Consider the following 17,834-nt stretch of genomic DNA (forward strand, 5'->3'; position numbering starts at 1 on the left):
TTCCCCGAGGGCTGGCGTGCGCTGGGCCTGGCGGGGGCGCAGCTGGTCTACAACCCCTCGGCCACCTCCCGGGGCCTGTCGGCCTACCTCTGGCAGCTGGAGCAGCCCGCCGCGGCCGTGGCCAACGAGTACTTCATCGCCGCGATCAACCGCGTCGGCACCGAGGAGTACGGCGACAACGACTTCTACGGCACCAGCTACTTCGTCGATCCGCGCGGCCAGTTCGTCGGCGATGTGGCCAGTGACAAGGAGGAGGAGCTGATCGTCCGCGACCTCGACTTCGGCCTGATCGACGAGGTGCGCCAGCAGTGGGCGTTCTACCGCGACCGGCGGCCCGACGCCTATGAGGGGCTGGTGCGGCCATGACCCGCACGCTGATCCAGGGTGGGCTGGTCATCACCGCCGGCGAAGAGCTGTCCGCCGACGTCCTCGTGGACGGTGAGCGCGTGGCCGCCGTCGCCGCCTCGGGCACCGAGGTCACCGAGAGCTGGGCACGCGGAGCGGACCGGGTCATCGACGCCGCCGGGCTGTATGTCATTCCGGGCGGGGTGGACGCCCACACCCATATGGAGATGCCGTTCGGCGGCACGTTCGCCTCCGACACCTTCGAGACCGGCACCCGGGCGGCGGCCTGGGGCGGCACCACCACCATCGTGGACTTCGCCATCCAGTCCGTCGGCGCCACGCTGCGCGAGGGACTGGACGCGTGGCATGCCAAGGCCGAGGGCCGGTGCGCGATCGACTACGCGTTCCACATGATCCTCGCCGACGTCGACGAGCGATCGCTCAAGGAGATGGACAGCCTCGTGGGCGAGGGCGTGACCAGCTTCAAGCTGTTCATGGCCTACCCCGGTGTCTTCTACAGCGACGACGGCAAGATCCTGCGGGCCATGCAACGCGGCGCTGCCAACGGCGGACTGGTCATGATGCACGCCGAGAACGGCATCGCCATCGACGTCCTGGTGGAGCAGGCGCTGGCCGAGGGCAGGACCGACCCCCGCTATCACGGTGAGGTCCGCCGGGAGCTGCTGGAGTCGGAGGCGACCCACCGCGCCATCCAGCTCGCCCGGGTGGCCGGCGCCCCGCTCTACATCGTCCATGTCTCCGCCGAGCAGGCCGTCCAGGAGATCACGGGAGCCCGTGACCTGGGTCTGCCCGTGTTTGCCGAGACGTGTCCGCAGTATCTGTTCCTGTCCACGGACAACCTCGCAGAGCCGGACTTCGAGGGCGCCAAGTACGTCTGCTCCACCCCGCTGCGGCCAGTCGAGCACCAGGCCGCGCTGTGGCGGGGGCTGCGGACCAACGATCTGTCCGTGGTCTCCACCGACCACTGCCCGTTCTGCTTCACCGGGCAGAAGGAGCTGGGCCGGGGCGACTTCTCCAAGATCCCCAATGGCATGCCGGGCGTGGAGCACAGGATGGACCTGCTCCACCAGGCCGTGGTGGACGGCCATATCTCCCGCCGCCGCTGGATCGAGATCGCCTGCGCCACCCCGGCCAGGATGTTCGGCCTCTACCCGCGCAAGGGCACCATCGCGCCCGGGGCCGACGCCGACATCGTTCTCTATGACCCGGAGGCGCGGCAGACCCTGTCCGCCGAGACCCACCATATGAACGTCGACTACTCGGCGTACGAGGGCAGACAGATCACCGGACGGGTGCGCACGGTCCTGTCGCGGGGACACGTCGTCGTCGACGGCGACGCGTACCTCGGCCGGACGGGTCACGGCCGGTATCTGCCCCGCGCCACCTGCCAGTACCTCTAGCGCCCAGCACACGGAGCATGCGATGGACTTCGGAATCGTCCTACAGACCGATCCCCCCGCCTCCGCGGTCGTCGACCGGATGCGGCGCGCGGAAGACGCGGGATTCACCTATGGCTGGACGTTCGACTCGGCCGTGCTGTGGCAGGAGCCGTTCGTCATCTACAGCCGCGTCCTCGAACACACCGAGCGGCTGATCGTCGGGCCGATGGTCACCAATCCCGGCACCCGCACCTGGGAGGTGACCGCCTCCACCTTCGCCACCCTCAACGACATGTACGGAAACCGCACCGTCTGCGGTATCGGCCGCGGCGACTCCGCGATGCGGGTGGCCGGCCGCAAGCCCAACACCCTGGCCCGTCTCGGCGAGGCCATGCACACCATCAAGGAGCTGGCCGAGGGCCGTGAGGCCACGGTGGACGGCAACACCCTGCGTCTGCCCTGGGTGAGAGGTGGCAGCCTGCCGGTGTGGACGGCGGCGTACGGCCCCAAAGCCCTCGCGCTGACCGGCCGTCAGGCCGACGGGTTCATCCTGCAACTCGCCGACCCTTATCTGACGGAGTGGATGGTCAAGGCGGTACGGGACGCCGCCGCCGAGGCCGGACGCGACCCGGACGCGGTCACCATCTGCGTCGCCGCCCCCGCGTATGTGGGCGACGATCTGGCCCACGCGCGGGAGCAGTGCCGCTGGTTCGGTGGCATGGTCGGCAACCATGTCGCCGACCTGGTGACGCGGTACGGTCAGGGTTCCGGTCTGGTGCCGCCCGAACTGACCGAGTACATCAAGGCCCGTGAGGGCTACGACTACGCCCACCACGGCCGGACCGGAAACCCGGACACCGCCTTCGTGCCCGACGAGATCGTCGACCGCTTCTGCCTCCTCGGCCCGGCCGGCGCCCAGATCGAGAAGCTCAAGCAGTTGCGTGACCTGGGCGTGGACCAGTTCGCCCTCTACGCGATGCACGACGGTGTGGAGTCCACGATCGAAGCCTACGAGAAGGAGGTCATCCCCGCCCTGAGCTGACGGCACCGAGATGCTACGGAGCGGCCGGGGCGGCGGCATCCTCGGCCTCCTCGGCCTTGTGCGGCTGGGCCGCCGGGCCCGGCCCGCCCCGCAGCGGGACCTCCTGGACGCACAGGGCGGCGATGAAGGCCACGGTGCACACGACGGCCGCGGTCAGGAAGATCCGCTGAGTGCCGGTGGCCACCGCGTGGAGGTAGCCGTCCCTGACGGACTCCGGCAGCCGGGCCAGCGCCGCCGGATCGGGCCGGGCCTCGCCCGTCTCCGCCCCGGCGGGCGCGTGGCCCCGCACGGCGCCGGTGAAGAGCGAACCGAAGACCGCCACGCCCAGCGAGCCGCCGATGGTGCGGAAGAGGGTGACCGACGCGGAGGCGGCCCCCATGTCGCGCATCTCCACACTGTTCTGCGCGATCGTGGTGACCATCTGCATCTGGCAGCCCATGCCCGTGCCCACCAGGGCCATGAAACACCCGGTGGCCGCGCGGGAGGTCGTGGTGTCCATGGTGGCCAGCAGGAACAGTCCGACGGTCATGCAGACGGTGCCCACGACGGGGAAGATCTTGTACCGCCCGGTGGCGGACATGACCTTGCCGCCGACCTGGGACATGATCACCACAGGGATCATCAGGGGGAGCAGCAGCAGACCGGAGCGGGAGGCGGAGACGCCCTGGACGGTCTGCTGATACAGCGGCAGATACAGCGAGCAGCCGAACATCACCACCCCGCCCACCAGGATCAGCGAGGACGCCAGGGAGAAGTTGCGGTGTCCGGTGAAGATGCGCAGCGGCATGAGCGGTTCGGCCGCGCGCCGCTGCCGCGCCACGAAGGCCGCCACGCCCACCGCGGCCAGGGCGAACAGACCGAGGATCTGCCATGAGGTCCACGCGTAGGTGGAGCCGGCCCAGGTGGCGGCGAGGGTCAGGGCGCATACGGTCGTCGTCATCACGGTGATGCCCGGCCAGTCGATACGGGCCTTGGCGCGGATGGCGGGCAGCCGCAGCATCAGCTGGCACCAGACCAGGGTGAGCACGCCGAGCGGCAGATTGATGAAGAAGGCCCAGCGCCAGCCGAGATGGCCGGTGACGAAGCCGCCGAGCAGCGGGCCGCCGATGGTGCCGATGGCCATGATGGAGGCGGTCATGCCCTGGTAGCGGCCGCGCTCCCGGGGCGGCGCCAGCGAGGCGATCAGGGCGAAGGCACCGGCGCCGATACCGCCCGCGCCCAGGCCCTGGAGCGCCCGGAAGACGATCAGCTGGGTCATCGTATGGGCCGCGCCGGACAGCGCCGAGCCGAGCACGAAGACGACGACGGCGATCAGATACATGTGCTTGCGGCCGTACAGATCGCCGAACTTGCCCCAGACGGGGGTGGAGGCGGCGGTGGCCAGGGTGTAGGCGGTCACCACCCAGGAGATGTGCTCCAGGCCGCCGAGATCGCCGACGATCGTCGGCATCGCGGTGCCGACGATCGTGGAGTCGAGCATCGACAGCAGCATCGCGAGCAGCACACCGAGCAGGGCCAGTCGGACGCTTTTCGGGGTGGTCTCCGGCGGGGCGGGACTGCCGGACGGCGGTGCGTCGGATACGGACATGGCTGATCACTTCCTTCTCAGCGCGCTCGGCGCGGGGTTCCGAAAGACGGGAGCCGAAAGACGGGGTTCCGAAGGACGGGAGCCGAGGGAGCGGGGCCCCGTCCCGAACAGAAGAGCACACTGACTAAAAAAGTGCAACGACTCAACCTTTCTATTCGGTCCACCTACGGGTAGGGTGGTCCCGTGAGCGAGACGATGGGGCGCCGTGAGCGCAAGAAGGCCGCCACCCGCCAGGCGCTGGCGGACGCGGCCCTGAGGCTGTTCCTCGACCGTGGCTTCGACCAGGTGAGCGTGCGGGACATCGCGGAGGCCGCCGACGTCTCCACCACCACGGTCTTCAAGCACTTCGCCAGCAAGGAGGCCCTGCTCTTCGACCTGGACTCCGACCGGGAGGCCGCCCTCATAGCCGTCGTGCGCGACCGGCCGGAGGGGATGTCCATCCCCGGGGCCCTGCGCGAGCACACGCTGCGGATGCACTCCGACGGCGCGGCCGACCCCGAGATGGCGCGGTTCATCGAGCTGACGGAGAGCACCCCGGCGCTGCGGGAGTACGGCCGCCGCATGTGGATGCGCCACGAAGCCGCTCTCGCGGCCGCCATCGCCGAGGCCACCGGCGCCCCCGAGGACGACCCCGGATGTGCGGCGCTCGCCCACTTCGCGCTGGAGACCGTCAGCTTCGCCCGGGGCCGGGCCGACGCCCGGCAGGCCATCGAGGCCGCCTTCGCCCTCCTCGAACACGGCTGGCCCGCGGCCGGTTAGGCGATGCCCGCCGCAACGTCCGGCCCCGTTTGCGGACTTGGCGCAAGTTTCGGGCGGATGCGGGGTGCGGGGCCGCGAGGGCGTTAGCGTCTGTCGCTATGCGGTGGGCGGGTGTGATCGACAGCGTGACCAGGACCGTCGGCGGGCCGAAGGGCCGGTGGCCGGCGGCGCCGGCGCGGCATCGGCGATGGCTGGTGGTGGCCGCCGTCGCGGCGCTCCTCGTCCAGATGGCCGTCGCGATGGTCAGCACGGCGGTGGAGCAGACGCCGACCATCGACGAGCCCGTGTACGTCGGTGCGGCGGTGGACTCCCTGCACCATCACCGGGTGCGGTACAACCCCGAGCATCCACCGCTGGGCAAGTTCATCATCGCGACGGGGGTGGCCTTCGCCCGGCCGCACCTCGACGCCGGTTTCACCGGTGACCAGACGGCGCTCGGGCGGCATGTGCTGTACGAGGCGGGCAACGACCCCTGGCGGCTGATGCTGTGCGCACGGTTGCCGATGATCGCGCTGACGCTGCTGTTCGGGCTGGTGGTGTTCGCGTTCGCCCGCGAACTGACCGGCCCGGTGGGCGGGGCGGTGGCGCTCGCCCTGTACGCCTTCTCACCGGACGTCATCGCGCACGGCTCGCTTGCCACGCTCGACGTACCGGCGGCCGGTTTCCTGCTGACGTCGGTCTGGCTGCTGTGGCGGGCGCGGCGGCGGCCGCGACGGCACCTTCCACTCGCGGGGGTGGCGCTCGGCGCCGCCCTCGCCACGAAGATGAGCATGCTGGCGGCGGTCCCGGTGCTGCTGCTCCTGGCCGTCCTCTCGGTCTGGTACGCCCGCCGTACGCACCACCGCACACCCCGCGACCACATGCGGTCGCTCGGGATCGGCGTGGCGGCGGCGGTGGCCATGGCGCTGATCGCGGTGGCCGTGGTGTGGGCCTCCTACCTCCTGGTCGACCCCCGGCTGCGCTGGACGCCCACCGGGCCCGTGCCCGCCGTCCATGGCCTGCGCGGGCTCGCCGTCCACTGGCTGCCGCTCCCGGAGGCGTACCGCGACGGGATGCGCGTCCAGTTCGGCTTCGAGCAGGACACCTGGCGTGGCTTTCTGCTCGGCCGCCGCTACGTCGGGTCGCTGTGGTACTACCTGCCCGTCGCGCTGCTGGTGAAGACACCCTTGGGCATGCTCGCGCTCTGGTCGGCCGGGGCGGTCGCGATGTTGCTGGTGCCCCGGCTGCGGCCCGCCGCGCCGTATGTGCTGGTCCCCGCGGCCGTGCTGCTGCTCGCCGCCCTGGACGGGGCCCGCAACCTCGGTGTCCGGTACGCCATCTTCCTGCCGATGTTCCTGGCGGTGGCGGCGGCCGGGCTGATGGCCGTGCGGCGGCGATGGGCGTACGGGGCCACGCTGGCGCTGGTGCTGTTCACCGCGGTCAGCTCGCTGCGGACGTATCCGTACTACCTGCCGTACTCCAACGAGGCGTTCGGCGGCCCGTCCCGAACCCATCTGCGGCTGCACGACTCGAACGTGGACTGGGGGCAGGACCTGGGGCGGCTGGCCGACCGCCTCCGGGAGCGCTACCGGGGCGAGCGGATCTGGCTCGTCTACAAGGGCAGCGGTGTGCCGTCCGCCTACGGCATCCACGCCTCCGACCCGCGCCGGGCCGCCCCGGACGAGGTGCGCGGGCTGCTGGTGGTCTCGGACTCCTCGATCGCCCAGGCCACCGGACGGCTGGCGGCGCTGATCGACGGCAGCGAGCCGATTGACGAGGTCGGCCACTCGATCACCATCTACCGCCGCTGACCGCCCCCCCGGCCATGTCATGACATCTCTCACATCGAGCGCCGGAGTAAAGAGAGCGTAGTGGTGCATATCGACTAGGCGGCATAGTGGTTTTTGTCTGCCCTGTCGGATATGGCGGATTCTCCATGGCCCCGCCTCCGGCACTTCGGGCGTGCCCCCCACTCGCCTGGTTGCCGCGACTTGTGATGGTGCGTCGGGCCACCGTGGCCGTCCCCGGAGCCCGCTCAGCATGACTCGCCGCCGAGCGCAAGTTCCGCCCTCACTACGAACGCGCGTCGTACGAACACGTGTGTTGCCCATGTGGCGGACGGCTCCAAGAATGACGGGCCTCAACCGAGTGTGAGGTCCCGAATGAGCAAGCACCGCAGCAGCACGACGCACCGCCGCAAGATAGCCATCGCCACGCTCGCCGTGGCCGCCGTGGGCGTTCCCTCGGCCGCGATGGCGTCGCAGTCCGCCACACCCGCGCGCTCCCACTTCGCCTCCGCGCGCTCCCACTCCGCCACCCCCACGGGTTCCCCCTCCGCCACCACCGCGGCCGCCACGGACCAGCAGGAAGTGGTGGATCTCGTCAACAGCGAGCGCGGCAAGGCCGGTTGTGAGCCGCTGACCGTGAACGAGAAGCTGACCAAGGCCGCCCAGGACCACAGCGAGGACATGGCGGCCCACCGCAACATGTCGCACACCGGCTCCGACGGCTCCTCCCCGGGCGACCGGATCGAGCGCGCGGGCTACTCCTGGAGGGCCTACGGCGAGAACGTGGCGTACGGCTATGACTCGCCCAAGAGCGTCATGGAGGGCTGGATGAACAGCTCAGGCCACAAGGCCAACATCCTGAACTGCGACTTCAAGGAGATCGGCGTCGGCCTGGCGCAGCCCGGCAACTACTGGACGCAGGACTTCGGCACCGCCCGATAGCTCATCCCTCGGCTGTCCGGGGCAACTGGCCCAGCCCCAGCGGGGCGGGTGGCGGGAGGGGGCGGGCCGGTTCGGCCCGCCCCGCCTCGAAGGACCGCAGGAGGTGGGCGACCAGCCGCCGGGACGCGGCCGGTGCCGTTGCCGGGTCGCCGATGACACCTCTGTTGGCCAGGAAGACGAGGCTCAGGTCGGACACGTCGAAGTCCTCGCGCAGCCGCCCCGCGGCCTTGGCGCGCCGTACCACCTCGGCGAAGCCCTCTTCGATCCGCAGCCGCTCCCGCTCGAAGCCGACCACATCGGGAAGCGTCGACAGCAGGGCGTCGTTGAACTCCCGGTCCCGCGTCTGTGAAGCACACACCGTCTCGATGGTCCGGCGGAAGGCCCGCCACGCGTCGTCGTCGGCCAAGGCGTCGTCGACGATCGCCGCACAGGTGGTGAACTCGTCCGAGAACACCTCCGTGACCAGCGCCTCCCGGGTGGGGAAACGCCGGTAGAGCGTCGCCACCCCGACCCCGGCATGGCGGGCGATGGTGGCCATCGGCACATCGAGCCCACGCGAGACGAACAGTGCCCGGGCCGCCTCGAGAACACGCCGGCGGTTGGACGCCGCGTCGGACCGCAACCCCGGAATTCTCGTGTCCCGGACACCGGTGGCGGGCGCTATCTGAGAGACGTGAGCAGGCATGTTTCTCACCTTACGCCGACCGGGCGGTTTCCCCCTTTGCGCGCATTAGCTTGGCGACAACCCCGATGTGCGAAAGGGACGATGAGGGCGATGAGCGAGATGCGCGCGGCGCGTTACGACCGGTACGGACCCCCCGAGGTGCTGTACGTGGGCACAGTGCCGAAGCCGGTGGCCGGTCCGGGCGAGGTGCTGGTGCGGGTGCACGCCACGAGTGTGAACGGCGGTGAGCTCTCGGGCCGGGCGGGCAAACTGAAGCTGGTGACCGGGCGGAAGTTCCCCCAGGGCACCGGCGTCGACATCGCCGGGGAGATCGCCGAGGTGGGCTCCTCCGTGCGCCACCTCGCGGTGGGCGACCGGGTGTGGGGCGCGATGCCGCACCTGAGGTTCGGGGCGGCCGCCGAGTACGTGGCCGTCCGGCCCCGTCAGCTCTCCTACGCCCCCGAAAGCCTCGACCTCGTCCGGGCCGCGGCCCTGCCCGGGGTCGGCACCACGGCCATCACGGCGCTGCGCGACAAGATCGGCCTGATGAGTGGCGAGCGGCTGCTGGTGCGGGGCGCGGCCGGCGGTGTCGGCAGCGTCGCCGTCCAGCTCGGACACGCGCTCGGCGCCCATGTCACCGCGCTCGCCGGGGCGAAGACGCTCGACCTCGTCCGGGAGCTCGGAGCCGATGAGGCGCATGACTACCGGACCACCGGCCCGGCCGCCCTCGGGCCGTTCGACGCCGTGCTGGACACGGTGGGCACCGAGCTCGGAGCCTATCGCCGGCTGCTGGCACCCGGCGGGCGGATGGTGGGCATCGCCTTCGACACCGACCGCCCGCTGTCCTCGCTGGGCTCCATACTCCGCTCCACCGTGCACGGCGCCCGGCGGGTGCGGATCTTCACCGGAAACCCCCTGCACCAGCTCTTCGCGGACCTCGCCGCGTATGTGGAGAACGGGGCGATCCGGCCGGTCGTCGACACCGTCCATCCGCTGTCCGATATCGCACGGGCCCATCGCGCCATGGAGGCCGGCGGTGTCCGCGGAAAGCACGTCATCCAGGTGAAATGAGGCCATAAAACAGAGAAACGCCCCGGCTGCCTTGACGGCCGGGGCGTTTCTCGGCGTATATTGGGGATTTCCTTGTGCCATTGAATTCATGGCATGGGGAAACCTGATGAAGTCATCGTATCCCGGCGGGAGTCGAATTGTCAAACGAGGAATGGGACCGTGAGCAAGAATTCCTTGATCTGCTCAACGGGCGCCTCGCCGAGCTCAGGGCACGCGCCGAGGAGTCGGTGACCGAGGCCCTGTCCTTGGAGGGCACCACCTTCCAGGCGCGGCTGGAGCGCGATGTGCTGGTGGCCGAGCGGTCCGGGCTGCTCGCCGCGTTCGAGGCGGGGGAGCGGGGGCTGTGCTTCGGCCGGCTGCTGTTCCGTGACGGCCACGACTACCACATCGGCCGCATCGGCATCCGGCGCGATGACGCGGACCGCACCCCGCTGGTCATCGACTGGCGGGCGGATGTGGCCCGTCCGTTCTACCTCGCCACCGGGCACACCCCCATGGGGCTGCGCCGCAGGCGCCACATCACCACCGAGGGACCCAAGGTCACCGGGTTGCACGACGAGATCCTGGACCTCTCGGACACCATACGGACCGGGCATGAGGGATCCGACGCGGACGCCGTGCTGCTCGCCGCGCTCGACGCCGCCCGCACCGGCCGGATGCATGACATCGTGCAGACCATCCAGGCCGAACAGGACCAGATCATCCGCGCCCCGCACCACGGCGTCCACGTCGTGGAGGGCGGCCCCGGCACCGGCAAGACCGTCGTGGCGCTGCACCGCGCCGCGTATCTGCTCTACGCGCACCGGGAGTCGCTGGCCCGCCGCGCGGTGCTGATCGTCGGTCCCAACCCCGCGTTCCTCGGCTACATCGGCGAGGTGCTGCCCTCGCTCGGCGAGACCGGTGTGCTCCTGGCCACGCTCGGCGAGCTCTTCCCCGGTGTGACGGCCACCGGCACCGACACCCCCGAGGCCGCCGAGGTCAAGGGCCGGGCGGAGATGGCGGACGCGCTGGCCCGCTTCGTACGGGACCGGCAGACGGTGCCCGACCCCGCGATCGTCATCGAGCACGACGACGGCCATCTGGTGCTGGACAAGGACATCGCGTCCGAGGCCGGCCACAAGGCCCGGGAGACCGGGCTACCGCACAACCTCGCCCGCCCGCACTTCGCCTTCCGCGTCATCGACGCCCTCACCGACCAGCTCGTGGACCGGATCGGCGCGGACCCCTTCGGCGGACCCAACCTCCTCGGCGCGGACGACGTCGCCCAGCTCGGCAAGGCGATCGCGGTCAACCCCGAGGTGCACGCGGCCATCGCGGAGCTGTGGCCGTCCCTCACCCCGCAGCAGCTCGTGGCCGACTTCCTCAGCGACCCCGTCCACCTCTCCGACGCCGACGCCGCCGCGATTCGCCGCACCGACGGCGAATGGACCCCCGCCGATGTGCCGTTGCTGGACGAGGCGGCCGAACTCCTCGGCCACGACGACGCGGCGGCCCGCGCCGCCGCCGAGGCCGAGCGCCAGGAGCGCATCGAGTACGCACAGGGTGTCCTCGACCTCTCCTACGGCTCCCGCACCCTGGAGTTCGAGGACCGCGAGGACGAGGAGTCGGAGGTGCTGGCCGCCCATGACCTCATCGACGCCGAACGGCTGGCCGACCGCGCCGAGGAGCGCGACCACCGCAGCGCCGCCGAACGCGCCGCCGCCGACCGCACCTGGGCCTTCGGCCACATCATCGTGGACGAGGCCCAGGAGCTGTCCGCGATGGCGTGGCGGCTGCTGATGCGGCGCAGCCCGACCCGTTCGATGACGCTGGTCGGCGACCCCGCGCAGACCGCGGAGCCGGGTGGCTGCGGCTCCTGGTCCTCGATCCTGGAGCCGTACGTCGGCGACCGCTGGGAGCACAGCCGGCTCGGCGTCAACTACCGCACGCCGACCGAGATCATGGACGTGGCGGCGCGGGTGGCCCGTACCGTCGACCCCGCCTTCCGGCCGCCGCGCTCGGTGCGCGCCACCGGGGTGCGGCCGTGGGCGGAGCACACCGGCGATCTGCCCGGCGCGGTGGCCGCGGCCGTGGCGCGGGAGACCCGCACCGAGGGCCGTCTCGCGGTGATCGCCCCGAAGGACCGCCATGACGCGCTGTCGGCCGCCCTCCCGCAGGCGTCCACCGGCCGGTCCCCGGACCTGACCAGCGCGGTGGTGCTGCTCGACCCCCGGCAGGCCAAGGGTCTTGAGTTCGACACCGTGATCGTGGCCGAGCCCGCGGAGTTCGGCACCAGCGACCTCTATGTGGCGCTCACCCGGGCCACCCAGCGGCTGGGTGTGGTGCACACCGGGCTGCTTCCGGAGGGGCTGCGCGGCCTGGCCGACGTGGCGGATCCGGCCGGCCTGCCCGACGTGGCCGGTCACGAGGCTGCCGACGGCTCCGAGCGGCGCGGCTGACCGCCGTCGACGGCCGGCCGTGGTGTGCCACGGCCGGCCCGTCGTGGGTCACGAGGAGCAGTTCTCGCTGGATCCGCCGGCGCTCACCCGCAGCGCTCCGCCGGAGGTGTTGGCGCTGTCGGCGAGGCAGTAGCCGGACACGTTCTGGACGACGACGTCCGCCGGGCTGTCGCTGCCGCGCTGTGCGGTGAAGTGGTCGAACCGCAGCGCGCTCCCGGAGTTGGCGATGACCGCCGGACGTCCGTCGTTCTTGGCGAACCGCACCGAGCTGTCGTTGAAGGTGATGTGATCCGCGTTGTGCAGATACCAGCCGAAGGCGGGACGGGTGCCGATGCTCTTCGGGTTGTAGTCGTCGGCGTCATTGCTGGGCACACCGGTGGACATGGTCCCGTTGCCGCCGGGCACGGTCAGATCGACGTCGTTGAAGGTCACACCGCTGATGTGATTGCCACCGGACTCGCCCCACAGCGTCGGGCTGAAGGAGGGGGTGTTCCCGGTCCCGGTGATGTTGTCGTAGGTGATGTCGCTGATGTGGCCGACTCCCGGATTTCCACCACACCGTTTTCTCGTCCCGATCTTCTGCATGATGGGGGAGTGCACATTGGTCATGGTGATGTCGCGGTAGTGCACATCGGAGATGTTGGCACCGTCCATCGAGACCATGCCGAGCCCGGACTTGTCCGCACCGGTGATGGTGATGCCCTGGAAGTCGTAGTCCGAGAAGTCGCCACAGGTCTCGGAGCCGAACATCAGGGCGTTGCAGCACTTCGCGGAGAGCTGTGAATCGGTCACCTTCACATGGCCGTTGGCCAGTTTGGCGCCCAGGGCGTAGTCGCTCTTGAAGGCGAGCGCGTCGTCGTTGGCGGCGATATCGGCATGGGTGATGGTCACATTGGTGGTGCTGATGATGTTCCAGCCGTCGCGGTCGCTCGCCGTGTCGATGGTGAGATGGTCCGAGGTCACGTTCTTGCAGCCGTTGATGAGGGCCGCGAAGTGGCCACCGCGCCGCAGGGTGATCCCGTCGAGGGTCAGCCCGTCGCAGCGGGTCAGCGAAATGATCTTGTCCGCCTCGCCGGAGTCGGGGTTGCCGGTGATGAGGTTGCCCGCGCCGTCGATGGTGCCCGAACCGGTGAACCCGATGTTGGTGAGCTTGTCGCCGTAGAACATCGCGTTGTGGAAGTGGCTGTGGCCGTAGTCCTGGTAGTCGTCGTTCGGATTGGACTCGGGCTTGTCGTAGGTGTCCGCGCTCGAACCGAGGATGGTGGCCCCGGAGTCCAGCTGGAGGGTCACCTCGCTCTTGAGATGGACGGTGTTCTTGGACTTGTACTGTCCGGACGGAAAGCGGACGATTCCGCCCCCGGCGCTGTTGGCCGCCGTGATGGCCTTGTCGATGGCGGCGGAGTCGTTGGACGAACCGTCGGCCTTCGCGCCGTAGTCCATCACGCTGAACACCGGTGCCACGGTGGTGGCCGTGTCCCGCGCGGGAGCGGCGGCCGCCTGCGGCACCTGTGATAACCCGAAGACGGCGGCGAGGGCGAGCGCCGCGCCTGCGGCGAGTCTCTTCATCTCTCGTTCTCCTTCTCCTGTGGAGCCGTGGAGATCCGACGTGTTGTAAGGTTTGGACCTGCTTGAGCTGGGAGGATCCCTCTGGTGGGGCGACATTCGTCTGCGCCGGACCAGAAAGGTAGGACCTCTCTCCTCGCTGTGGAAGGTAACAGGCGGATCCGAACTGTCAATGGCCTCAGCCGCCACGACCGCCTCCCCGGCCGCCGATCGCCTACGATCCCGCTGTGGCCCCCTTCCGTATCGAGCGCCGCTCCCCACTGCCCGTCGACGAGACCTGGCGACGGCTCACCGACTGGCCGCGCCACGGCGCCCATGTGCCGCTGAGCGGCGTCACCGTCCGCCCGGCGGGGCCGACCCGGGTGGGCACCGTGGTCGTGGTGCGCACCGGCGTGGGTCGCGCCGGATTCGACGACCCCATGGAGGTCGTGCGCTGGGACCCGCCCACCGGAGACACCCCCGGCAGTTGCAGGCTGGAGAAGCGCGGCTCGGTGGTCCTCGGATGGGCCGAGATCGAGGTGCGCCCGCGGGACGGTGGATCCGAGGTGGTATGGCGCGAGGAGGCGCGACTGCGGGGGCTGCCCCGCCTGTTCGACCCGCCGACGGTCTGGTCCGGCCGCCTGCTCTTCGGCCGAGTGGTCGACGCGTTGCTCAAGGGGTGACGGCCGCCCCTTCCGCCGATGGCGCGTCCCCGCGCCGATCATCCGGGCGCGTCGCTGGGTAGGGATACGCCCGGCCCCACCGCGGGGCCGCTCCGCGCGCGGCACACCGCACACCACTCCGGCATCACCGCAAGGCACCGCACCGCCCCCCCGAAGGCCCGGCCCCCGAACGCCACGGAGGAGATGTCCCATGCGCAGTCGCTCCAGAGCCCTGGCCCCCGTCACGGTGTTGTTCACCCTTCTCGCCCTGCTGCTGCCCGCCGGCGCGGTCGCCACCGCGGCGGCCACCGCGCCAGGGCCGCTGCCGGTCGTCACCCCGCGTCCGCAGGAGATGTCCCGCATCGGAGCGGACATCCACGTCCCCACCCGCGTCCGCCTCGTCATATCGGACGGTGTGGACCGTCCGACCCGCGATCTCGTCACCTCCGTGCTGCGCCGCGCGGGCGCCTCGCGGATCCAGGACGGCCCCGGGCCGAAGCTGACCGTGACCGTCGGCCGGATCGCCGATCCACGCGTCGCGCGGGCGCTTCGGGCCGCCGGGGGCGAGGTGCCCGCCCGGCTGCCGGCCGAGGGGTACGCACTCGCCGCGGGACGCGGCTCGGTGGCGCTCGCGGGCGCCGACTCGGACGGGACGTACTACGCGGCGCAGACGCTGCGTCAGCTCGTCTCCGGCCACCGCACGATCGCGTCCGTCTCGGTCGCCGACCATCCGCTGATGCCGCTGCGCGGGGTGATCGAGGGGTTCTACGGGAGCCCCTGGACCCACGCCGAGCGGATGGACCAGCTGGCGTTCTACGGGGACGTCAAGATGAACACCTACATCTACGCGCCGAAAGACGACCCGTACCACCGCGAGAAGTGGCGCGAGCCGTATCCGGCCGCGAAACTCGCCGAGCTCGGCGAGCTCGTCCGGCAGGCCACCGACCACCATGTGCGGTTCACCTTCGCCGTCTCCCCGGGCAACTCCATCTGTTACAGCGACCCCGCCGACCTCGCCGCGCTGGAGGCCAAGCTGGACGCCGTCTACGACCTCGGGGTGCGCAGCTTCTCCATGCCGCTGGACGACATCAGCTACACCCGCTGGAACTGCGACTCCGACCGCGCCACCTACGGAGACCCCTCGTCGGAGGCCGCCGCCAAGGCCCAGTCCGACCTGCTCAACACGGTGCAGAAGACCTTCCTGGACGAACGGGCGGACACCAATGCGCTCCAGATGGTGCCGACCGAGTACGGGGACGTCACCGACACCCCGTACAAGCGCGTCCTGCGCGAGCGGCTGGACTCGCGGGTCGAGGTGATGTGGACCGGAACCGATGTGGTGCCGCCGCGGATCACCGTGGCCGACGCGGAGCGGGCCGCCACCGTATGGGGCCGCAAGGTCTTCGTCTGGGACAACTACCCGGTCAACGACTACGGCCAGGCCGAGGGACGACTGCTGCTCGCGCCATACGACGCCCGTGAGCCCGGGCTGCACCGGCAGCTCTCCGGTCTGGTCCTCAACCCGATGAACCAGGCCGCCGCCAGCAAGGTCGCCCTCTTCGGCGGAGCGGCCTTCGCCTGGAACGACACCGGCTACGACGCCACCCGCACCTGGGAGGCGGCCGCCCGCCACCTCGCCGGGGAGGGGTCCGGCGCGCGGGCGGGCCGTACGGACGGGACCGTTCGCTCGCTGCTGGCCTTCTTCGACACCCAGCATCTCGCGCCCACCTTCGGCGCCGAGCCCTGGCAGCCGCAGGCACCCGAACTCGCCACCCGGCTCGACCGGTTCCACACCGCCTGGGAGGCGGGGCGCGAGCGAGCGGCCCTGCGGGAGCTGCGCCCGTACGCCCGGCTGCTCGCCGCCGCGCCCGAGCGCATCAGAGCCGGTGTCACGGACCGGGGCTTCGTGGCGGACTGCGCGCCCTGGCTGGACGCGCTGTCGTTGTGGGGGCGCGCCTTCGAGCGCACCCTGGACGCGCTGGGCGCCCGTCTCGACGGCCATGACGCCCAGGCGGCGCGGTGGTTCGCCGAGGCGGCGGCCGACGCGCGGCGGGCCGGGGAGATCCACACCATCCCCGGCGAGACCCGCCCCGAGGGCCCGGTGCGCATCGCCGACGGAGTCCTCGACACCTTCATCGCCGAGGCGGCCGAAGGCGCCGGGGTCACCGAGACCGCCTGAAACCGTTGAATCGATTGCCTTGCCACCCTTGTGGGTGGTGACGCTCGGATGATTCTGCACTACGCTCCGTAGCATGGGGGTACCGGGGGAAGGTACGGAGCGAGGGACCGCGGTAGTGATCGGCGGAGGTCTCGCCGGGCTGCTGGCCGCATGGGCGCTGCGGGGATATGCCGAGCGCATTGTCATAGTCGAGCGTGACCGCTATCCCGACGGGCCGGTGTTCCGCTCGGGCGTTCCGCAGGCGCGCCACGCGCATCTGCTGCTCGAGGCCGGGCATCGGGCGCTGGAGGAGCTGATGCCCGGCGCGCGCGAGGAGTTGCTGGCCGCCGGCGCGGTGCGGGTGCCGATGTCGGGCGTGCGCTGGCTCAGCGCGGCCGGGTGGCTCGCGAAGTACGAGAGCGAGGTCGCGTTCCTCTCGTGCACCAGACCGCTGCTCGACCATACGGTGCTGCGCCGGGTGCGCGCCGAGCCCACGGTGCGATGGCTGGAGAACACCGACGTCGTCGGACTCCTCGGCACCCCGGGCGAGCTGACGGGCGTCCAGGTTCGGGCGCGGGGCGATGCCCGCGCCCGGGTGCGCGAGCTGCGTGCGGAGTTGGTGGTCGACGCCTCCGGGCGTACCTCCTCGGTCCCGGCCTGGCTGGCCCGGCTGGGCTGTCCGCCCACCCCCGAGGAGCGTGTCGACGCGGGAGTGTCGTACGCCAGCCGGATGTACCACCGCCCCGCCGGGGCGGATCCGGGCTTCGACGTGCTCTATCTCCAGACCAAGGCCCCCGACGCGCCCAGGCTCGGCGTGGTGCTGCCCGTGGAGGGCGGCCGGTGGATCGTCAGCGTCGGCAGTATGCGGGGCGCGCAGGCCGAGCCGGGCGCGGCCGGTTTCGATCGGCAGCTGCGGCTGCTGCGGGACCCGAGCCTGCACGAGTTGCTGGCCGCGGCCGAGCCCGCAGGCGCGGTCCGCGGCTTCTGGCCCGGCCCGGGCGTGCGGCGTCACTACGAGCGCCGGGCGCCGCGAGGGCTGGTCGTCATCGGCGACGCCGTATGCACCTTCAACCCGGTCTACGGCCAGGGCATCACCGTGTCCGCGCTCGGCGCCCGCGCCCTGCGGGCCGCCGCCGAGCGCCACGGCGGCATCGGCCACCGCACGGCGCACACCGCCCGTAAGAGCATCGCGGCCGCCGCGGACACCGCGTGGATGCTGTCCTCCAGCGAGGATGTGCGCTTCCCCACCACCACGGGCGGCCCCGCCGGACTGGGGGTGCGGGCCCAGCACCGCTATCTGGACCGGGTCATCCGGCGCGCCACCGTCGACCCGGGGGTCTGCAAGGTCCTGCACGAGGTGATGTCCATGGTCGCCGCGCCCACCGCGCTGATGCGCCCCGCCGTCCTCGGGGCCGTGCTGCGCGGGGGAGGGAGCGGCCGACCCGCATCCCCCTAGA

General features: G+C 71.1%; 14 protein-coding genes. 11 read left to right on the forward strand and 3 right to left on the reverse strand.

Annotated features, from left to right (window positions below):
- From ACT2CW_RS29020 to ACT2CW_RS29030, 3 genes are all read left to right on the forward strand, one after another.
- Positions 1–366 (forward strand): nitrilase-related carbon-nitrogen hydrolase (locus ACT2CW_RS29020; protein WP_445518749.1); only part of this gene is annotated, 366 nt, incomplete at its 5' end.
- Positions 363–1,766, forward strand: a complete 1,404-nt coding sequence (hydA, locus tag ACT2CW_RS29025) for a dihydropyrimidinase (RefSeq protein ID WP_445518750.1) — start codon at positions 363–365, stop codon at positions 1,764–1,766. The genes ACT2CW_RS29020 and hydA, both read left to right, overlap by 4 nt.
- A gap of 22 nt (positions 1,767–1,788) precedes the next feature.
- Positions 1,789–2,787, forward strand: coding sequence for a TIGR03842 family LLM class F420-dependent oxidoreductase (locus ACT2CW_RS29030; protein ID WP_445518751.1), 999 nt, complete (start codon positions 1,789–1,791; stop codon positions 2,785–2,787).
- Between the two features lie 13 nt (positions 2,788–2,800).
- On the opposite strand, the gene ACT2CW_RS29035 is transcribed toward ACT2CW_RS29030, so the two are convergent.
- The gene (locus ACT2CW_RS29035) at positions 2,801–4,375 is read right to left on the reverse strand and encodes an MDR family MFS transporter (protein WP_445518752.1); all 1,575 of its coding nucleotides are present in this window, start codon (positions 4,373–4,375) and stop codon (positions 2,801–2,803) included.
- 195 nt (positions 4,376–4,570) lie between these two features.
- Here ACT2CW_RS29035 and ACT2CW_RS29040 point away from each other — a divergent pair, with 195 nt between their 5' ends.
- From ACT2CW_RS29040 to ACT2CW_RS29050, 3 genes are all read left to right on the forward strand, one after another.
- Positions 4,571–5,134 carry a TetR/AcrR family transcriptional regulator gene (locus ACT2CW_RS29040; RefSeq protein WP_445519001.1) on the forward strand — a complete coding sequence of 188 codons (564 nt, stop codon included), beginning with the start codon at positions 4,571–4,573 and terminating at the stop codon, positions 5,132–5,134.
- A gap of 98 nt (positions 5,135–5,232) precedes the next feature.
- A complete protein-coding gene (locus tag ACT2CW_RS29045; protein WP_445518753.1) occupies positions 5,233–6,924 on the forward strand; it encodes a phospholipid carrier-dependent glycosyltransferase in 1,692 nt (563 codons plus the stop codon).
- Positions 6,925–7,275: 351 nt separating this feature from the next.
- The gene (locus ACT2CW_RS29050) at positions 7,276–7,842 is read left to right on the forward strand and encodes a CAP domain-containing protein (RefSeq protein ID WP_182472617.1); all 567 of its coding nucleotides are present in this window, start codon (positions 7,276–7,278) and stop codon (positions 7,840–7,842) included.
- Between the two features lies 1 nt (position 7,843).
- On the opposite strand, the gene ACT2CW_RS29055 is transcribed toward ACT2CW_RS29050, so the two are convergent.
- Entirely contained in the window at positions 7,844–8,527 is a 684-nt protein-coding gene (locus tag ACT2CW_RS29055; RefSeq protein WP_445518754.1) for a TetR/AcrR family transcriptional regulator, read from the reverse strand.
- A 90-nt stretch (positions 8,528–8,617) separates the two neighbouring features.
- On the opposite strand from ACT2CW_RS29055, the gene ACT2CW_RS29060 reads away from it, so the two are divergent.
- A complete protein-coding gene (locus ACT2CW_RS29060) occupies positions 8,618–9,577 on the forward strand; it encodes an NAD(P)-dependent alcohol dehydrogenase (protein ID WP_445518755.1) in 960 nt (319 codons plus the stop codon).
- Positions 9,578–9,714: 137 nt separating this feature from the next.
- Complete coding sequence (locus tag ACT2CW_RS29065) at positions 9,715–12,015, forward strand: HelD family protein (RefSeq protein ID WP_445518756.1); 2,301 nt, start codon at positions 9,715–9,717, stop codon at positions 12,013–12,015.
- Positions 12,016–12,063: 48 nt separating this feature from the next.
- Here ACT2CW_RS29065 and ACT2CW_RS29070 read toward each other — a convergent pair whose 3' ends face one another.
- The gene (locus tag ACT2CW_RS29070; RefSeq protein WP_445518757.1) at positions 12,064–13,581 is read right to left on the reverse strand and encodes a glycoside hydrolase family 28 protein; all 1,518 of its coding nucleotides are present in this window, start codon (positions 13,579–13,581) and stop codon (positions 12,064–12,066) included.
- A 224-nt stretch (positions 13,582–13,805) separates the two neighbouring features.
- Between ACT2CW_RS29070 and ACT2CW_RS29075 the strand changes: the two genes are divergently transcribed.
- From ACT2CW_RS29075 to ACT2CW_RS29085, 3 genes are all read left to right on the forward strand, one after another.
- Positions 13,806–14,240, forward strand: a complete 435-nt coding sequence (locus tag ACT2CW_RS29075) for an SRPBCC family protein (protein ID WP_445518758.1) — start codon at positions 13,806–13,808, stop codon at positions 14,238–14,240.
- 190 nt (positions 14,241–14,430) lie between these two features.
- Complete coding sequence (locus ACT2CW_RS29080; RefSeq protein WP_445518759.1) at positions 14,431–16,398, forward strand: beta-N-acetylglucosaminidase domain-containing protein; 1,968 nt, start codon at positions 14,431–14,433, stop codon at positions 16,396–16,398.
- Between the two features lie 115 nt (positions 16,399–16,513).
- Positions 16,514–17,833 carry an NAD(P)/FAD-dependent oxidoreductase gene (locus tag ACT2CW_RS29085; protein ID WP_445518760.1) on the forward strand — a complete coding sequence of 440 codons (1,320 nt, stop codon included), beginning with the start codon at positions 16,514–16,516 and terminating at the stop codon, positions 17,831–17,833.
- The last annotated feature ends 1 nt before the right edge of the window (position 17,834 follow it).

It is taken from the genome of Streptomyces sp. NEAU-174, from assembly GCF_052665095.1.